The sequence below is a fragment of the Alteromonas aquimaris genome, from assembly GCF_026183695.1.
GTDB lineage: Bacteria > Pseudomonadota > Gammaproteobacteria > Enterobacterales > Alteromonadaceae > Alteromonas > Alteromonas aquimaris.
The window spans coordinates 399,885-416,166 of sequence record NZ_JAPFRD010000002.1 but is presented as its reverse complement, the minus strand read 5'-3'; the positions used below and the strand labels follow the sequence as shown (position 1 = coordinate 416,166).

The following is a 16,282-nucleotide window of genomic DNA, read 5'->3' as shown; positions in this document are numbered from 1 at the left end:
ATTGAATTAGTTCCGACCAGATCTGACACATCTTCTTGAAAAGTTGAGAGTTACCCGTTTTGATAAAGGTGTCGAATCTTTAATCAAAACAAAATATGTAACTCTCATGTTACATACTAGCAATCCAATCATTAAACACAAAGCAGGTCTGTTAAATCTGGCTGAAGAGCTGGGTAATGTTTGAAAGGCCTGTAAAGTGATGGGCGTATCCCGCGACACGTTCTTTCGGTACCAGGAACTGGTTGAGAAAGGAGGTGTCGACTCACTGATGAACCGCTCAAGACGTACTCCTAATCTCAAAAACAGATTCGATGAACAGACCGAGCAGGCCTACCACATGGTTCACTGAACTAACGGAGGAAACGTGCAAGATGACAACAATTGAGAACGGAGAGAACCTAGCTGTCCGAACATTTCAGAGAATAATCATCGGCCATACTCAACCCTGTTATCCGTCTGCCCTTACTAAGCTGAACAGATACGAAATCCATACAGCATCTCTGTTCTCGCCCTATTGCCCTTCAATCGTCTTTCTTGACCTAGTTAGTTTCTTCCGCTTCATTTTGCGCTCTTACAACGTCCCTTTGCTATAAAGACTATACGTGTACTTGCGGTTGTCAGCAAAGTATTCTCTCTGTGTCAAAACATGTGCATTGAACATGCATACCTAGGATTCTGTGCCACCAAATCCTTCATGCGTGAGTCTACAGGTCCATCTGGCTTCGCTTCGTGACGATTTCCAAATTGCGGTCAGAATGCTTATATGCAATCCGCCCACGAAGCATGGATGACTCAATTAGGTAATGGTTAACAGGCCTTCTTTCTGATGGTTTTACCTCTTTGTTAAACGCACGTCTTTTATTGTTTCCACTTTCGACCACTGTTCAGAAAGCACTATCTTAAGCTTATTTGTCTCAGACTAGTGTTATTTAAGACGCTTGGTTCCACTAATTTATAGACCTGTATATTCATTTCACTAACTAAAAAAGTCCCGCACGAGTTCGCATGTCGCAGCACATATACTCTACCTTACACCAGCTTCATGGCGTTTGACGGACTTGAAAATTTTTTTAGCTGTAACGTTTTTAAATTCTGCGTTTTCCATTGTGACACATTAATTATAAACCTCATCAATATCGTGGTGTAATTTCTGGGTAGAGGTCACTTAAGGAAATCAGGTTTTTGATTCCACAATTGCCATTCCAGTAACCAAAATGTCGTGTCCTCATCATATCCACTATTTGACCACCCCATTACATAACCGTTATCAAAATAATTCGCTCCCTGTACGTAACTTTGAAGTTGCATATTCATAAACACTAACTCCCACTCACCATCTTCAACTTTACGCCAAATTCTATAACCGCCGTCCCTTGCCGTTAAAGATGAAGAACGCTTACGTTCGATGACAAATTCTACAATTTTGCCATTATTATCTGGGTTAAAACATGCTCCTTGCTCATTATCGAAAAAAGCATTCTTGACCGTTCCCGAAGTTTTGTGGACATTCGATGTATTTACAACCGGGCGACAAAATCCTACGCCTACCTCACCTCCACTAAGTGGCGTAACGGAGTGAGTCTCAAGTGTCATTCCACCATTTGAATATTTGCCTTGCCATTGGGTCGAGAATTTGTTGTTGTTAACGAATTCCCTACTTTTTTCACTGTGAAATGTGGCAGAAGTGCTCAAATTTTTAATTAATCGGTCTTTTCCCCAGTGAAGTGGAAACCGTTGTTCATAATCGATAATAAATAACTCGTCGCCGTCTACCCCAGCTACTTTCCCTTTTATGCCTTTGTCATTTTCAACGGTATCACCCACATTCCACTCGGCTTCATTTAGCGACTCGGCTGCTGTTATTGCAATCACCGCTCGATGGTAAAAATTAGAAGGTTGCAGGAATTTTAGGTACTCAAAGGTGTGGGCTTGAGGTTGCTTAATTTCAAATCGCCATTCAGATGTTGCGTCTTTGTCAAAATCCTTACCCCGAAAAAAGAACTCGATCCCTTGCAAATCAGTTCCAGGAATTGACTTCACTCCCCCGTGATCATTTTTCCATTCAACGATAGCCGTACCTGAATCAGGATGCTCTCCAGCATTAAAATCCCAAGATGCCAACGGCGCAGGCACCTCGCAACTTTCGTATTCTATGGCTTGAGTATATGGGGACGCGATTATAAATAACGATGAGAGTAACAGCGCTCTATAGTGCGCGCGTGTCTTTCGATTTCCAAAAAATAGATCTACCATAAAATAACTCATGACCAGAATAAAAATTAAACATCTTATTTTCCATAGTAGCTTGATTAGTTTCTAAGGTAAATGTTGCACGGGTATCCCTCGTTATAGCAGAGTATCGGGGCATCATTTTTACATAAAAGTGGATAATCTCGCCTTAAATTTTAACGGTGTATCGCTGATATCGTTATGCACCCCAATCCTAACTAGCTGATGTTTATCGACATTACCTGAGATGTTATGTCCGCGAGCTGTTGTAACAGCAGCCACATAATTTTCTCTAACCATCTTCAGCGCTCTGCTACTGTAATCGCCGTTGGGGAAACAAAATGTAGTGGGATCTTCAGAGATAATGCTTTTGAGTATCTCTTTACTTTCCACAATTTCCTCTTGCAACAACGACTCTTCCAAACCCTCAAGCAATCGATAATGCCGACGGGTGTGGCAGCCAACCTCAACTCCCATCGTGGCTTTAGCTTCCAATAATTGATCTGCACTAATCATCTCAATTTGCCCTGAGATAGAAGAAGGTATTTTATTTAACGCTCGATAAATATCATCGTCGCTATAATGTTTCAGCGAAGCAATTACGTGCGCCGCCTCATCTCTGGACATGGGTAATACTGGTTTAGACGGCATCATATTAACTAAGTCATGCCATTCTTCAGAGATAACTGAGTTTTTATCAAGCAGTAGTCGGAGCACTCGATTAGGCCAAAATGGTGCAGGACAGCCTAGATAATCTGTAACAACAAAGAGCGTCGAAACAAAACCAAATTCTTTTAAAACAGGAAAGGCGTATTGATAATTATCGAGCCATCCATCATCAAATGTTATTGCTATTGCAACAGGGGGGCGTTCGTTTTCATTCTTCTCTAGCCATGCCTCAGGCGTCACAACGGGAATACCTTCGTCGGTTATAACTTGCATATGCATTCGAAATGATTCGTAAGATACAACCATACCAGGCTCTTCAAATCGATATCGTTCGTCGGAGGACGGCAAGATTCTATGGTACATCAATATAATAAGCTTTTTGTCCCCCAGTTTCGCTATTCGCCAACCGATGCTACCCACAATTCCGTGTAGAAACTTTTTAATCATTGTTTTCATTATTCACTCAACTTCTAGAGAAATACTTTTTTAACTCATATTTAAACGGACCTAAGTCCTCAAGACGGTTTATTTCATGCTTTCGGTGAACAAACTTGGGTGTAAAAAAATTAAACATATGGAAAATTTTCGCTGGCAGCGTTTGATTTCTATCTTTTAAATTTAGATATAAATTGTCAAGATCACCTAATAGCCACCTAAGCTGAACACCCACTTTGAAGTGCGATTGTTCAGCTAAAACTCCATATTCACCATCAAGTAACAGGTGAGGAAAATTGACTCCGGCATCAATGGCAAGTTGCAGAGAGCCCCAAAGTCTGGTGTTAATTTCCATTAAATAAGGGGTCCCTTGATCATCTACCTTGAATTCAACCATTGCGACACCATGCCATTTAACGCTATCCAGTAAGCGAGTGGCATGCTCTTTCATGATCGGATGCACTTCTACACTTTCACTTAGGACACTCACTCCCCCTGAAGGTGGTTTTTCACGAATTCGTTTGTGCGCGAAGTAAGCTTTGGGTTCACCTTTTTGATAGTAACAAAATATACCTGCCCCTTGTCCGTCAATATATTGTTGGACCATAAAGGGGAACCGAAAATAAGAATGCTGGAGAGCTTGCTCCATCTGCGTTTGTGTATGAACAATATGCACTTGCGTACTGACCCATCTTTGATCAACCAAGACTTTTGACAAGGACGGTTTCAGTACACATGGAAAAGTTATAGGTTGCTTCAAAGCTTCTTCTGCATTACCGCAAACTATCGAGGTAGGAACTGGAACATCTAAAGAATCTGCAAGTTCAACTAATCGATTTTTATCACTCAATTGAAGAACTGTTTCCAAGTCTGCAAAGGGCAGTTTGACCGTGTTAAAGTGCTGATAGTTTTCCAGCAAGGTCCTGCTGCTAACTTCAGTTACAGGAAGCAAAAAATCAATCTTTTTGGTTTCAATAATATTTTTTAACCACAGAATAAATTCTCCGGTGTCTTCCACGGGATCAGGTGATTGCAAATATTCTTTCGAATATTTTGATGAGCCGGCCAAAGAATCTGAAGAGGAATCAGTCGTATAAACTATCGCGTCATCACGCTTTCCTAAGGAACGCGTTGCAGCCAAAGCACTGCGTTGCTGGGCGTCAAAGATCAGAATTGATTTTTTTTCCATGATTGTACAACTTTGATTGGTATGCAGCAGCACGATTGCCTGTTATGCTTCGCCACTGACAAATAATACTATTGTTATTTCAGCCATTATGCCTGATATTTTTTAACATGACTTACAAGATTTTACACTTAATCGATACTACCGGCCCAGGTGGGGCGGAAGAAGTTTTTATAGCTTTAGCTGACCGGATTCGTTCTACTGAAATTGAATCAGTAGTAGTCATACGCGGAGAGGGCTATGTAGCTCAAAAATTAAGAAAAAAAGGCTTAGAGCCTATTATCATTGATTCAAAAGGAAGTTTTAACTTCAAATTAATCAAAAAACTATGCTCAATTATCAAACAACACCGGGTTAATTTAATTCAATCACATCTTCTTGGCTCAAATGTCTATGCTAGTATTGTGGGATTGATCATGCGAATTCCTGTTGTGGCTACGTACCATGGAATGGTGGATGTTGCGCCTAATGAAAGGTTTAAGGCTCTCAAATTATGGTTCATGCGCACAGGTATATCTCATTTTATTTCGGTGAGTCACTCACTGGCGCAAAAAATTGAAGAACAAGCTCTACTTATTCCATCGAAGACATCAGTAATTTATAACGGCATTGATGTGGATAAGTATATCCCTGCAAGAACCTCCACTTTAAGACAGTCTTTGTCAATCCCCGACGATACTTTTGTATTTGGTGCGTTGGGTAATATTCGTTCTGCTAAACGGTATGATCTTTTAATTGATGCAGCTCATAACCTTCTGCAAACCAAAATTAAAATCGCGATAGTTATTGCAGGAGATCCCAAAACAAGCCTTCGACAGCAACTAGATCACCAAATATCTACTTTGAATCTTCAAAACAATATACATTTTATCGGGTTCGTTGAAGATACTCCCACTTATCTTAACTCTCTTGATGCCTTCATTTTGACTTCAGATGCTGAAGGTTTTTCTATCAGTACAATTGAAGCGATGGCGTGCGGTTTACCAGTAATTTGTACTAAGTGTGGAGGGCCTGAGGAAATTATTACCGCTCCTCAGCAAGGAACACTGGTTGAAATTGATTCACGAAGTATTGCCAGTGCTATGAAATCGCTTATCAAACGCTTAGGATCTGATACGATGGTGATCACTTCTGCGATTGAGCGCGTACATTCAGCGTTCTCGCTAGATGCGATGACAGATTCATATATTGCAATTTACAGAAAAGTGGACAGTACATTTCCATTATAAATATAGTGTTACTCAGGCAGTAGAAATTTGATGTTAAGTGTTACTCAATATATAGCAAACGAGTTCGGTTCAAAAAAAGGTCTGCTAAGGTATGTCTTTTTTGGAATAAAAAATATCTTTGGAAATTATAACAATGCCGCACACGGAGAGTTCAAAGATGTGGAGCGCTTAGTATTTATTTGCAGTGGAAATATATGCCGAAGCCCCTTTGGCGAGGCGGTAAGTCTACGTGAGAAGTTTCCTGCTGTTTCATATGGCTTACATTGTAGAGGGGATGATCCTGCTTTTGAGCGTACACTAAAATTTGCTAAAGAATTAGGATATGATCTAACAACACATCGTTCCCAACATATAAGTAAATACTCGCCGCTAGATTCAGACCTTTTGGTTGTAATGGAACCGGCCCACCTGCTCGAATTAGAAGCACTATTTCCTAATAGCAAAAAAGTGTTAATTGGTTTGCTATCCCAAAGTAAAACCGTTTATCTGCATGATCCTTACAATACAAATGATCACTTTTTTGTAAAGTGCTTGAAAAGTATTGAGTTTGCGACTAAAAAATTAATCAGTGATTTGGGTTTGAAAGTATGAAGCAGTCAACACCTTTAACTTTTGATGACCTAAAGTTTTTACAAATAAAAAATCTCTGGACATTTTTCAAAAGTGAAAGTCTTGCTTTTAAAGCAATTTGCGCTTATTTATTCGTAGAATTTTTTCGTCCCCAACATATTTTCCCAGTAATCGATTTCCTGCCTTGGGCCAAAGTGTGCCTTATCTCAGCCCTGATTTTTAGTTTCTTCGATAATAAAGCCTCATTTCGTTTTACTGGCATGCACATGTTGGTAACACTTTTTTGTATTGCAATACATCTATCCTTTTTAGTCGCGTTTGACGTGTCATGGTCGACGGATTACTACATCTTTTTTATCCAATGGGTAATAATCATGTTTATTGCCACCACAATTGTTAATACGAAAGAACGGATCTATGTGTTTTTCTTGGTTTTGTTTCTATGCTCCTTAAAAATTGCTATTGGTACTTCTAAAAACTGGGCGATGCGAGGTTTTGGTTTCACGTCGTGGGGTTTGAAAGGACCTACCGGTTATTTTGAAAACTCAGGAGAGCTCGCAGTATTAATGCTCTTGTTATTTCCAATGGGCTATTACCTTTACAATCTTTATAAAAATGATGTGCGCGTGTGGGAAAAGTATATTCTATTAGCGTCAGCGGTATGTCCGGTACTAACTATTCTCGGGAGTAGTAGTCGTGGAGCTCAACTTGCTTTGGTAGCACAATTATTCATAATGTTTTGGCGAAAAATATTTAAACCCAAAATTCTCATATCGCTCACGTTAATTGGGTGGATTGGATGGCAGGTCCTTCCCATAGAACAAAAAGAAAGATTTACTTCTATTGGTGAGGATAAAACGTCAATACAGCGAATGCTATATTGGGAAAATGCCTGGGAGATGATGAAAGAGCACCCAGCTTTGGGGGTTGGATACTACAACTTCATTCCGTATTTTACTAAGCATTATCCAGAGGATATTCTTTACAGTGAAGCCGAATTACCACATAACATTTTTTTCCAGGTCGGAACGGACGCAGGTTTTATAGGATTAACTATATTTATATTTATATTATTAGCCTCATTTATCCGAAAGTTGCCAATTAAAGTGGGTAATCGTTCGGAGGAAGATGAGTTTTTTCAAGTTTTATGGAAGGCCATCAAACTTTCGATATTAGGCTTTGTAATTGCAGGTCAATTCGTAACAATAGGGTACTACCCTTTTCTATGGATTCTGATCACTTTCCAAACCTGCATTACCATTGCATACAGGTACAATAATAAAAAGGATAGTGTTAGCCATGGAGCAATCCCGCGTCAGGCCTTCTAAGGGTTTTTTACTGGAAATATCGCCTTATCCTACTAACTGCTCTTGGCAGAGTAATTTCGACAACGTGGTTGTACAAGATGGGTGCGTTCTTTATTACGATGAGCGTTGTTCTAAGAATACTTTTGTAGATATACAAACACATAGAATATTTATCTACAAAGGAGATAAACATCTATACCAATCTTTTAGAAGTACCCCGCAAACACTTGCTACTTTGCCAGTTGAATCATTAACTGGAACTAATATCGTCTTTGATCGCTCAAACAAGCAATTAACCATAAAAACAGATATTCTCGGCACCGAACCCATCTTTTATACACAAATTGGCAAGTCACTATGGGTGACAGACAGGATTGATAATTTCTCCCGTTTTTTTGATTGTTCCAGCGATATACTGGGCATTTATTCTTTTATCGCCATCGGCGCTCACCTTAAAGATAGCACATCGCTAAACAATGTATTCCAAACCACTGAGTTAGAAACTATCACCTATAATTCACAGCGTGGGAATCTGAAAGCCATTACAAGTAACCACTGGCGAAGTGATCCTGACGCTGATGTTGAGTCAATTAAGCAGGCAGTTAACGAAAGACTGATTGCGGTGCTTAATGACGCCCCCAGCTCCACCCTGATGCTCTCAGCTGGTTGGGATTCTAGAGTGCTAATGAGTGAAAGCTCATATATCAAACACACCTATACGCACGGAGATATTGCCAGTAGAGAAGTACGACTTGCTAAAGAACTGGGTAAAACCTTGGCTACACCAATGAGCTTTGTGCCACTAAAAGCGACGCATTTTGGGCCTGAATTAAATGACCAAATGCTATGTCAAATTGGGCAGTGCTTGTTCCCTCACTGGTACCAAGCCAGCAAATGTGTGTCTTCGTTGACTGGTTTACCAATGGCCTCAGGCATGTTTGTTGAGCATTATTCTGGCCACTATGGGATAAATATCGTTCGCGGTGTAGGGAGAAAAAGACGAACATTACAATCTTTGTTAGTGCCAAACCGCCTAGACAAAATTCCGGATACTGAGGCAATAAAACAACTTGCTGAATTTATGTTACCCGGATTTAAAAGCTTGCCATGGTTTATTCCAAACTCAGTCAACTTTGAAGAACTACTGATGAAGTTCAGAGCTGAACTTCGAGCCTGTTTCGAAGAATACACAGCTACTGGTACATCAGGCATTCAGGAGCTGAGCGAACGTTTCAAAATGCTTCACGTTGAACGTCAATACATGGCAAAACAAACAAAAACAGCGAGCGCCCATTCTGGCTATCATCACCCATTTGCGGATGCCCAGTTTTCTCAGTTAGTTTTGCAGCTTAAATACAGACACCGGGTGGGGTATAAATTAAGTAAGTCAACGCTTGAATCGTACAAACCGGCATTATTAGATTATCCGCTGGCGGCGACCTTGGTGAATGCAAAATCCTCAATTTTTACGCAGGAACTTAGTCGATTTGTGCGGAGAGCGGGGGAACAAATTTACGCTAAATCAACAGGCAAGTTACCTAAAGGCTTGGGTTGGAACAATTTCCAATTTCTGAATACCACCGATGTTTTCCACCAATGTATTGACAACTTAAAGAATGCTTTCTGGGACAAAGTAACAATGCATCAGTTTGTCTCAGAGTATAGAAAAGCCAATAAAGACGCTTATAGTTTGGTAGTAATGCTTGGCCGGATCGCGACTATTGATTATCAAACGTCCAGTCACCTATATAAATGACAACGAATGGTTCACATTATTTTCTAATAATGTATGTACGTGAGTATGGGACAATATAGTAACGAGCGGTCGCATATAGGTCGTTAAAAACTTTAAAGAATTATGAGATCTTCAACCAATGTGATGATACAGTCATTTATGTAGTTGGATTGTTAAAGGTTACAGCATAGTTTCCAATTGAGCGGGGCAATAGTGAAGTGAGAAAAGTTAAAGTCGGTTTTCTTGTGGATAACGTCACTTTTTCATCATATACATATGAATTGGTGAAACACGTAGCAGAAAGTGAATATTTCGCCAACCCCGTCATTATCACTGGTTATTGCCCAAAGCCAACTAAAAAAACCTTTAAGGAAAAGGTACGAGCTGCAATTTTTGAAAACAAGTTAATTAACTCTCTTGAGTCTCAAACCATTGATAGTCTGGTTGGTTTCATTAGAAAATTAGAGAGAAAGCCGATTAGAAGAAAGAAACCTTTTCATTTCAAAACGCATCACGTCCGCGAGCGGAGCGATATTGAAGTCCTAAAAGTTGAAGGCACGTGGTCAAAATCCAAATTATTCCTGGAATTTTCTTCAGAACAAATTGAAAAAATAAGCGACGAGAATTTTGACTGTATCGTGCGTTGTGGTTCTGGGATTTTAAGAGGGGATATCTTATCCACTCCAACCTATGGTGTTCTATCTTTTCATCATGGAGACAATAGAGTAAATCGAGGCGGTCCAAGTGGATTCTGGGAAGTTCTAAATGATGAGCCGAGTAGCGGTTTTATTATTCAGAAGCTTTCCAATGAATTAGATGGGGGGCAGGTTCTGGTACGAGGAAATATAATGACTCGCGCAAACTGGATGGAAAATAATGCCGCCCTACTCTATAAGTCCAATTTCTTCATGACCAAACTACTTGATCAAATTGCCCAAACAGGTGAACTCCCCGCAGAAGAAGAGCCCACATTACATGATCACCAACTTCTCAAAATAGATAAAATTACCCCGCTACTTAAATATCTGTATAAGGTACACGCCAAGCTGTTCAAAGAACGCGTTATGAATAAATTATTTGGCGCCTCAATTGTCAGATGGAGTGTCGCCTATTCAACACATGATGAATTTAAGAAATCACTTTGGCGATACAAGGAGATTGATAATCCCGAGGGCAGCTTTCTCGCAGATCCTTTTGTACTTTCTCACGAGGGTAGAACAGTAATCTTCGTCGAAGATTTTAACTATGCAGCGCGTAAAGGACGTATTTCTGTTTATGAGCTTCAGCATGGCGAATTGAAAAATCACGGTATAGTGCTTGAAGAACCATATCATTTATCTTTCCCTTTTGTTTTTAAAGCGAATAAAAAAATATATATGATTCCGGAGTCACATGAGGCAAATGAAATAAGGTTATACGAGTGTATCGACTTTCCAACCCAATGGAAGTTTAAAACTACCTTGATGAGAAATGTTTCTGCAGCCGATACGATGATAATTGAGAATGAAGGGAAATGGTTTCTTTTGACAAACATTTGTAGCGCTGGGACAACCGACCATCACTCTGAATTACATGTGTTTTACTCTGATAGATTTGATAGCCAGAAGTGGACCCCCTTATCGAAAGGAAATCCTGTCATCTTCGACTCTGAAAAAGCACGCAACGGTGGATTCTTTAGACATCAAAATCAACTTTATCGAATTAATCAAATCCAAGGTAAAAATCACTATGGTAAAGCTTTTGGAGTTAATAAAGTGATCTTATTAAATACAAAAGAATATAAAGAGTGCCGCATTAAAGATGTATATCCAAAATTTAAGGATGGATTGACATGTACCCATCATTTTAATGCCAATGATACGCACGCGGTAATCGATTTTTGTAGAGATATTAAGTATAAAGAGGTTAAGAACTAGGATAATCTCAGCCGATTCATCAGACTTACTCCTCTAGATTTTTACTTTGTTACCTAGTACGTTGTTTTAATAAGGGCCATCGGTAATGAGAAATCCCACTTCTCAAACGGGTAAGGGTTTTTTGATATGTATATCCAACCCGATAAAAAATGCATCTCTTTACTTTGCGAATGAAAAGAGTTGGGGTTCGACCTCAATTTCCTATCAGGAAGATTACTCCAAAAATGTCATAGTAGATGTGGATGAAGCTGGATTCTTTATTTATTTAGGAGACAGACACTTTACAGAGAATACAGCCGATTTTCTAACTAAAACGAAAAATTACAATGAAGATACGCTAGTTGGAACTACGATTTTATATTCTGCTGAATCTCATAAAGTCGTCATTCAAAGTGATTATCTCGGTACCGAACCCGTTTACTATCTTTATCAAAATGGAACGTTTTGGTTGACCGATCGCATTGAAAACATGCCCCGAGTAGCTTCGTGTACAATGGATTTAATGCAGGTTTACGCATCCGTTCATAAAGGTGCAACAATATCTGATAGAACTGTATTTAACGAAGTAAAACAAACGAGACCACTTCAGCGTGTTAACTTTGATGGAAAAACTGGAAAGTTGTCTATATTTGATAGTGATTGTTGGCGTCGTGATAACGAAACAGATCCATCAGCATTGTTTTCTCAAATATCCGAAAGATTCAAGCGCGTAATAGAAGAGAGTCCAAAGACTAATCTTATGCTATCAGCAGGCTGGGATTCTAGATTATTGCTGACAGATGTTAACCGACTTGAGCAAGTATATTCCCACGGGGACTTGGCAAGTAGAGAAATTGAAATAGCGTTCCAATATGGCGTCATCACTGGGGTGCCTTTTAACATGGTACCGTTGCAGTATACTGCTTATGATGGCGCGACGATAACAGAAATGCTACAAAAAACCGGTCAATGTTTATTTCCGCACTGGTATTCCGCGTCGAAGTACCTTCATAAACTAGGTAACTTTCCATTAAGTGCAGGACTAGCTTGTGAACTAGTTTCTGGCCATTATGGTGTTAATAGCTTACCAGGGAAAGGTAAGTTGATGAGAACACTTAAGACAATGCTCGCGCCAAATAAATACGAAGCAATCGAGGATGACAAAGCGATTGAATTTCTTACTACTAAATTATCTCAGGGATTCGTGGAGCTGCCATGGTTTTTCTCAAAATCCATCAATTTTGAAGAAATTAAATGCCAATATGCGGAAGAAGTTCGAGCGTGTTTGAGAGGATATTCGGACAAAAATACATCTGGAATTCACGAACTGTGTGAAAGATTTAAATTAGAGCACGATTCACGCCAATATTTTTCTTATCAAACCAAATCAGCAATAGCGGACCTAGGTTATAATCATCCATATTCCGATGCTAAGCTCAATAAACTGGCTTTATCTGTACCGTATAAATATCGAGCAAATTATCGGCTTAGCCAATATATTCTGAAAAAACATGCTCCTCATTTGCTTAGCCAAGCATTAGCAGCCACCCTTATTTCGGCGCGGTTTGGAATATCCCTGCAAGAATTCAGTCGTTTTGCCCGTATCATTGGGGAGAAAATTTATACACTTTCAAGCAAAAAATTACCAAAAGGATTGGGATGGAACAACTTCCAGTTCTTGCACGATACAGCCACGTTCCATGATTATACTGATATGCTTGTTGATGAGATCTGGGATAAAGACAAAATCCATTTGTTTATCAAAAAGTATCGTGAAAATAATGGTGATGCTTATTCCCTGCTTATTCTTTTCACTAAGATGCTAACTACAGACTATAGACTTAACCCCTCTCGAAACTTATAACAATATGAAATTACTTTCAAAAATTATCTACCTACTTGGTGCAAAGGTTAGAAATCCATCCCTTTTTACTATTTACGAAAATTTAAAAAGAACCGAATTCGCCAGTAGAAAGGAATTAGATACGATACAGCTTGAGAAATTGCGCTCACTTTTAATTTCAGCATATCAAACCTCACCTTTTTATACTGCTCTATTTGATGAATACGGTTTTGACCCTAACATTAGCGCTATTGAAGATTTATTAGTGCTACCTACGATAAATAAATCGGATTTAATTTCTTACAATAAGGAAATTCACTCACGTGCTACTTTTTCGAAAAAAATGTTAGCTGAAACATCTGGTACGAGCGGAGAGGCACTAGCCTTTTATCGAAACGAAGAGTGGGACTCGACTAACAGAGCTAGTGTAATGAGGTGTTACGATTGGTATGGCGTTAAGCCCTGGGATAAAAATGGTTATTTTTGGGGTTATAACATTGACCCAAAAGAAGCTAAAAAAATCAAATTACTGGATAAATTACAAAATCGCATAAGAATATTTAAATATGACGACGCTTCCATCACTAATTTTGCTAAAAAGCTGAATCAAGCAAAGTTTTTGTCAGGCTATTCCTCTATGATTTACCAAATTGCTAAAAAGGTGAACCAATTAAATTTATCGGTTAATGGAATCAAGATGGTAAAGGGTACCTCGGAAATGATTCTTGATGCTTACCAACTTGAAATCGAGAAAGCGTTTGGCCAAAAAATGATCAGCGAATACGGTGCTGCGGAGGCAGGACTTATAGCCTTCGAATGCCCTAAAGGTAAAATGCACATCAATATGGAAAACGTTTTAGTCGAGTTAGATGAGAGTAATGAGATAATTGTTACCAACTTGGTATCGCATTCGTTTCCGATTATCCGCTATCGTTTAGGTGATGTAATTTCATTGAGCGATGAGCCGTGCCCTTGTGGCCGTCACCATAGTGTTCTTAAGGAAATTGTAGGCAGGAAAGGCTCAAGTGTTATTGGTAAGAACAAAGAATACCCCGCACTCACATTTTATTATGTCTTCAAAAATATCGCGTTAAAAGATGACATCCTAATTAATTACAAAGCGGAACAACGTGAGAAAGGTAAAATTTTATTGAAAATAGAAGGTATGCCAAATAATGCATGGGAAACTTTAATCGCTCGTGAAATGAAAAAATACTTCGATAATGATGTAACGTATACCGTAACATACATTGAAAAGTTTGAATCACAGGTTAAAAAGCAACAGTATTTTGAGACTTTCATAAAATAACTTAATTGTTTTGATTTCGGGTTGCAGGTTGTTTACCCGCTATAGTAAAGTCCCTCCGAGCCTAGCTAATTGGCATATGAATCCAAAGTGCTTGTAGTAATTTGATTTATATGCCGTCTCAAGTTCATTTTAAGTTAAAGAAATATAAGAAAAAATTAATCTACGCTATTCCCATGTTATCCGTATCGCAAAAAAATATACGCATTGAGTTGCTTCACTAGCATAATACTTTACCAACATTTTGTGTATGAACTGACATACCATTTATTGTACGGTATACCGTTTAATACTGTAGTTATTCCCTTCAAATCCGATAACATGTTCGTAGCGTGATGACCAAGTAGATTCTCAGATAGGAACAACTTCTGAATGCTGGGTCTTCAGCAGACAGTGTTGTCTTGCGAACGAAGTTTTGAATCTACCACGCTTACAACCAAAATTCTGAAGTGTATTACGCATTCCGACATGCAAAATTTTTTCATGATTTATGGTAGCAAGGTTTATGGAAAGCCGTTTGGTGGCGTCATCGTTTATAGTAAAGCGTTGAGTATTCGAGCCGCCAAAGTTGATTTTTAGTGGTTATAACCTTAAGCGGAATATTACTCCATGTCGATTCAAAAAAACCTTTTTCAGGCTAGCGTGACTACGCGCCAAAGTAACCAAAAAATAACCCACAAAATAAAACTTAAGAGCTTAATTTTATCAGCAGCGTTTGTAGTTACTGCCGCCCAAGCGGCATCAGCGTATGCGAATCAGTGTTCAACTTATGAAAATAATTTGAAAGGCCCCGTGGCAAAATGGGACTTTAATGCTGGTGACGACCCTGCAGTTGCAAATGGGATTGTATCCTGGGTAAATGACCACGGTGGGTTAAAGGCAGTACCTAACACACCGTATCAAGGTATTGAATTTTCATTTAAAGGAAAAGAAATCGAACTAGACTCTTCGAGCGAATGGCGTTACAAGTTCAATGCGCCAATTTCCAGCACGTGGGAACATTTAACTATTTATCAGCCTACCAATTTTTATCATCGTGCGGCTATAAGAATAGATGTTACTCCAGGCTTTGACCCTTCTATATGGAAAGAAGGTGACAATGTAATAACTGATGATAATATTCAGGCTAAAGTAGTTAAAGCAGACGAAAAGTATCTATATGTCATGGACTACGATCAAAAATTCAGTCGCTTCTGGGGGAGTGGTACGGAAATATTCAATATTGATTCTAATGCTACTGCGATTAGCCAGGGAGCTCGCTCACTTGTAAATAACAACAAACTGAGCACCCAATGGCAAGGTAGATACTCTAATGCTGGCATGACCATGGAAACGGAAAGTTACCCACCGTTGAAAGGTTATGAAAATGGCGTTAGTTATTGTAGACCTGTCGTCAACACTTCAGAATCTCATCGCACATCAGGTACCGTAAGAAATGGTCTTGGTGATGCTGCAGAGTGTTTCCATCCTCGCGACAATGGCACAGTAGTGGAGTTAGTTATTGAGCGAGTAAGAAGCTCCTCACTAGAAGCAAAAGATGGAAGTTACCGAATTTGGAAGAAAACGGAGTCAACCGACTGGGTAATGATATTTGAACGAACAGATTTGACGGCCTATCAGCCAGATAATTATTTCACTGATGGTTACGTTTTTGGCTGGTCAAACAGTGGATACCAGGAAGATACGAGTTTTTACCTGTTAGGATGGGAAATGTGGTCAGAAAAACCTGATTTCTTATACTAAGCTACCAGAAAGTGAGTTATTGGGCCACCATTTTGAAATGGTGGCCCATTTCGTTATCCATCAGAACTTAAATCCCTAGATGTCCCCCTTACTGCATCAAAAAATTGAAATAGTCGGAGGGTATCATCGGGACAA

General features: G+C 39.2%; 11 protein-coding genes and 1 pseudogene. 9 read left to right on the top strand and 3 right to left on the bottom strand.

The window, feature by feature from the left end; genetic code table 11:
- Positions 1–106 precede the first annotated feature (106 nt).
- A pseudogene (locus OPS25_RS01980) lies at positions 107–331 on the top strand (helix-turn-helix domain-containing protein); the annotation flags it as partial.
- 830 nt (positions 332–1,161) lie between these two features.
- Here the strand turns inward: OPS25_RS01980 and OPS25_RS01975 are convergent.
- The 3 genes from OPS25_RS01975 to OPS25_RS01965 all read right to left on the bottom strand — a co-directional run bounded on the left by OPS25_RS01975 (position 1,162) and on the right by OPS25_RS01965 (position 4,522).
- Positions 1,162–2,121, bottom strand: coding sequence for a hypothetical protein (locus OPS25_RS01975; RefSeq protein ID WP_265615970.1), 960 nt, complete (start codon positions 2,119–2,121; stop codon positions 1,162–1,164).
- 252 nt (positions 2,122–2,373) lie between these two features.
- The gene (locus OPS25_RS01970; protein WP_265615969.1) at positions 2,374–3,354 is read right to left on the bottom strand and encodes a polysaccharide deacetylase family protein; all 981 of its coding nucleotides are present in this window, start codon (positions 3,352–3,354) and stop codon (positions 2,374–2,376) included.
- 7 nt (positions 3,355–3,361) lie between these two features.
- The gene (locus OPS25_RS01965) at positions 3,362–4,522 is read right to left on the bottom strand and encodes a carboxylate--amine ligase (protein ID WP_265615968.1); all 1,161 of its coding nucleotides are present in this window, start codon (positions 4,520–4,522) and stop codon (positions 3,362–3,364) included.
- Between the two features lie 107 nt (positions 4,523–4,629).
- On the opposite strand from OPS25_RS01965, the gene OPS25_RS01960 reads away from it, so the two are divergent.
- From OPS25_RS01960 to OPS25_RS01925, 8 genes are all read left to right on the top strand, one after another.
- Positions 4,630–5,748, top strand: coding sequence for a glycosyltransferase (locus tag OPS25_RS01960; RefSeq protein ID WP_265615967.1), 1,119 nt, complete (start codon positions 4,630–4,632; stop codon positions 5,746–5,748).
- 30 nt (positions 5,749–5,778) lie between these two features.
- Positions 5,779–6,339: an arsenate-mycothiol transferase ArsC gene (locus OPS25_RS01955; protein WP_265615966.1), complete on the top strand. Its 561-nt coding sequence runs from the start codon at positions 5,779–5,781 to the stop codon at positions 6,337–6,339.
- Positions 6,336–7,646 (top strand): O-antigen ligase family protein, encoded by a 1,311-nt coding sequence (locus tag OPS25_RS01950; RefSeq protein ID WP_265615965.1) that lies wholly within the window; start codon positions 6,336–6,338, stop codon positions 7,644–7,646. Before OPS25_RS01955 ends, OPS25_RS01950 begins: the two co-directional genes overlap by 4 nt.
- Entirely contained in the window at positions 7,618–9,381 is a 1,764-nt protein-coding gene (locus OPS25_RS01945) for a hypothetical protein (RefSeq protein WP_265615964.1), read from the top strand. The genes OPS25_RS01950 and OPS25_RS01945 overlap by 29 nt, the downstream gene beginning before the upstream one ends.
- 197 nt (positions 9,382–9,578) lie before the next feature.
- Positions 9,579–11,276, top strand: coding sequence for a glucosamine inositolphosphorylceramide transferase family protein (locus OPS25_RS01940; protein WP_265615963.1), 1,698 nt, complete (start codon positions 9,579–9,581; stop codon positions 11,274–11,276).
- Between the two features lie 85 nt (positions 11,277–11,361).
- Entirely contained in the window at positions 11,362–13,119 is a 1,758-nt protein-coding gene (locus OPS25_RS01935; RefSeq protein WP_265615962.1) for a hypothetical protein, read from the top strand.
- Positions 13,120–13,123: 4 nt separating this feature from the next.
- Complete coding sequence (locus OPS25_RS01930; RefSeq protein ID WP_265615961.1) at positions 13,124–14,407, top strand: phenylacetate--CoA ligase family protein; 1,284 nt, start codon at positions 13,124–13,126, stop codon at positions 14,405–14,407.
- Positions 14,408–15,013: 606 nt separating this feature from the next.
- Positions 15,014–16,147, top strand: coding sequence for a hypothetical protein (locus OPS25_RS01925; RefSeq protein ID WP_265615960.1), 1,134 nt, complete (start codon positions 15,014–15,016; stop codon positions 16,145–16,147).
- The last annotated feature ends 135 nt before the right edge of the window (positions 16,148–16,282 follow it).

What these genes read in the sequence shown, in the direction of transcription:
- OPS25_RS01970 (WP_265615969.1), bottom strand. Translation starts at nt 3,354, where the DNA reads ATGAAAACAATGATTAAAAAGTTTCTACACGGAATTGTGGGTAGCATC.
- OPS25_RS01965 (WP_265615968.1), bottom strand. Translation starts at nt 4,522, where the DNA reads ATGGAAAAAAAATCAATTCTGATCTTTGACGCCCAGCAACGCAGTGCT.
- OPS25_RS01960 (WP_265615967.1), top strand. Translation starts at nt 4,630, where the DNA reads ATGACTTACAAGATTTTACACTTAATCGATACTACCGGCCCAGGTGGG.
- OPS25_RS01955 (WP_265615966.1), top strand. Translation starts at nt 5,779, where the DNA reads ATGTTAAGTGTTACTCAATATATAGCAAACGAGTTCGGTTCAAAAAAA.
- OPS25_RS01950 (WP_265615965.1), top strand. Translation starts at nt 6,336, where the DNA reads ATGAAGCAGTCAACACCTTTAACTTTTGATGACCTAAAGTTTTTACAA.
- OPS25_RS01945 (WP_265615964.1), top strand. Translation starts at nt 7,618, where the DNA reads ATGGAGCAATCCCGCGTCAGGCCTTCTAAGGGTTTTTTACTGGAAATA.
- OPS25_RS01935 (WP_265615962.1), top strand. Translation starts at nt 11,362, where the DNA reads ATGAGAAATCCCACTTCTCAAACGGGTAAGGGTTTTTTGATATGTATA.
- OPS25_RS01930 (WP_265615961.1), top strand. Translation starts at nt 13,124, where the DNA reads ATGAAATTACTTTCAAAAATTATCTACCTACTTGGTGCAAAGGTTAGA.
- OPS25_RS01925 (WP_265615960.1), top strand. Translation starts at nt 15,014, where the DNA reads ATGTCGATTCAAAAAAACCTTTTTCAGGCTAGCGTGACTACGCGCCAA.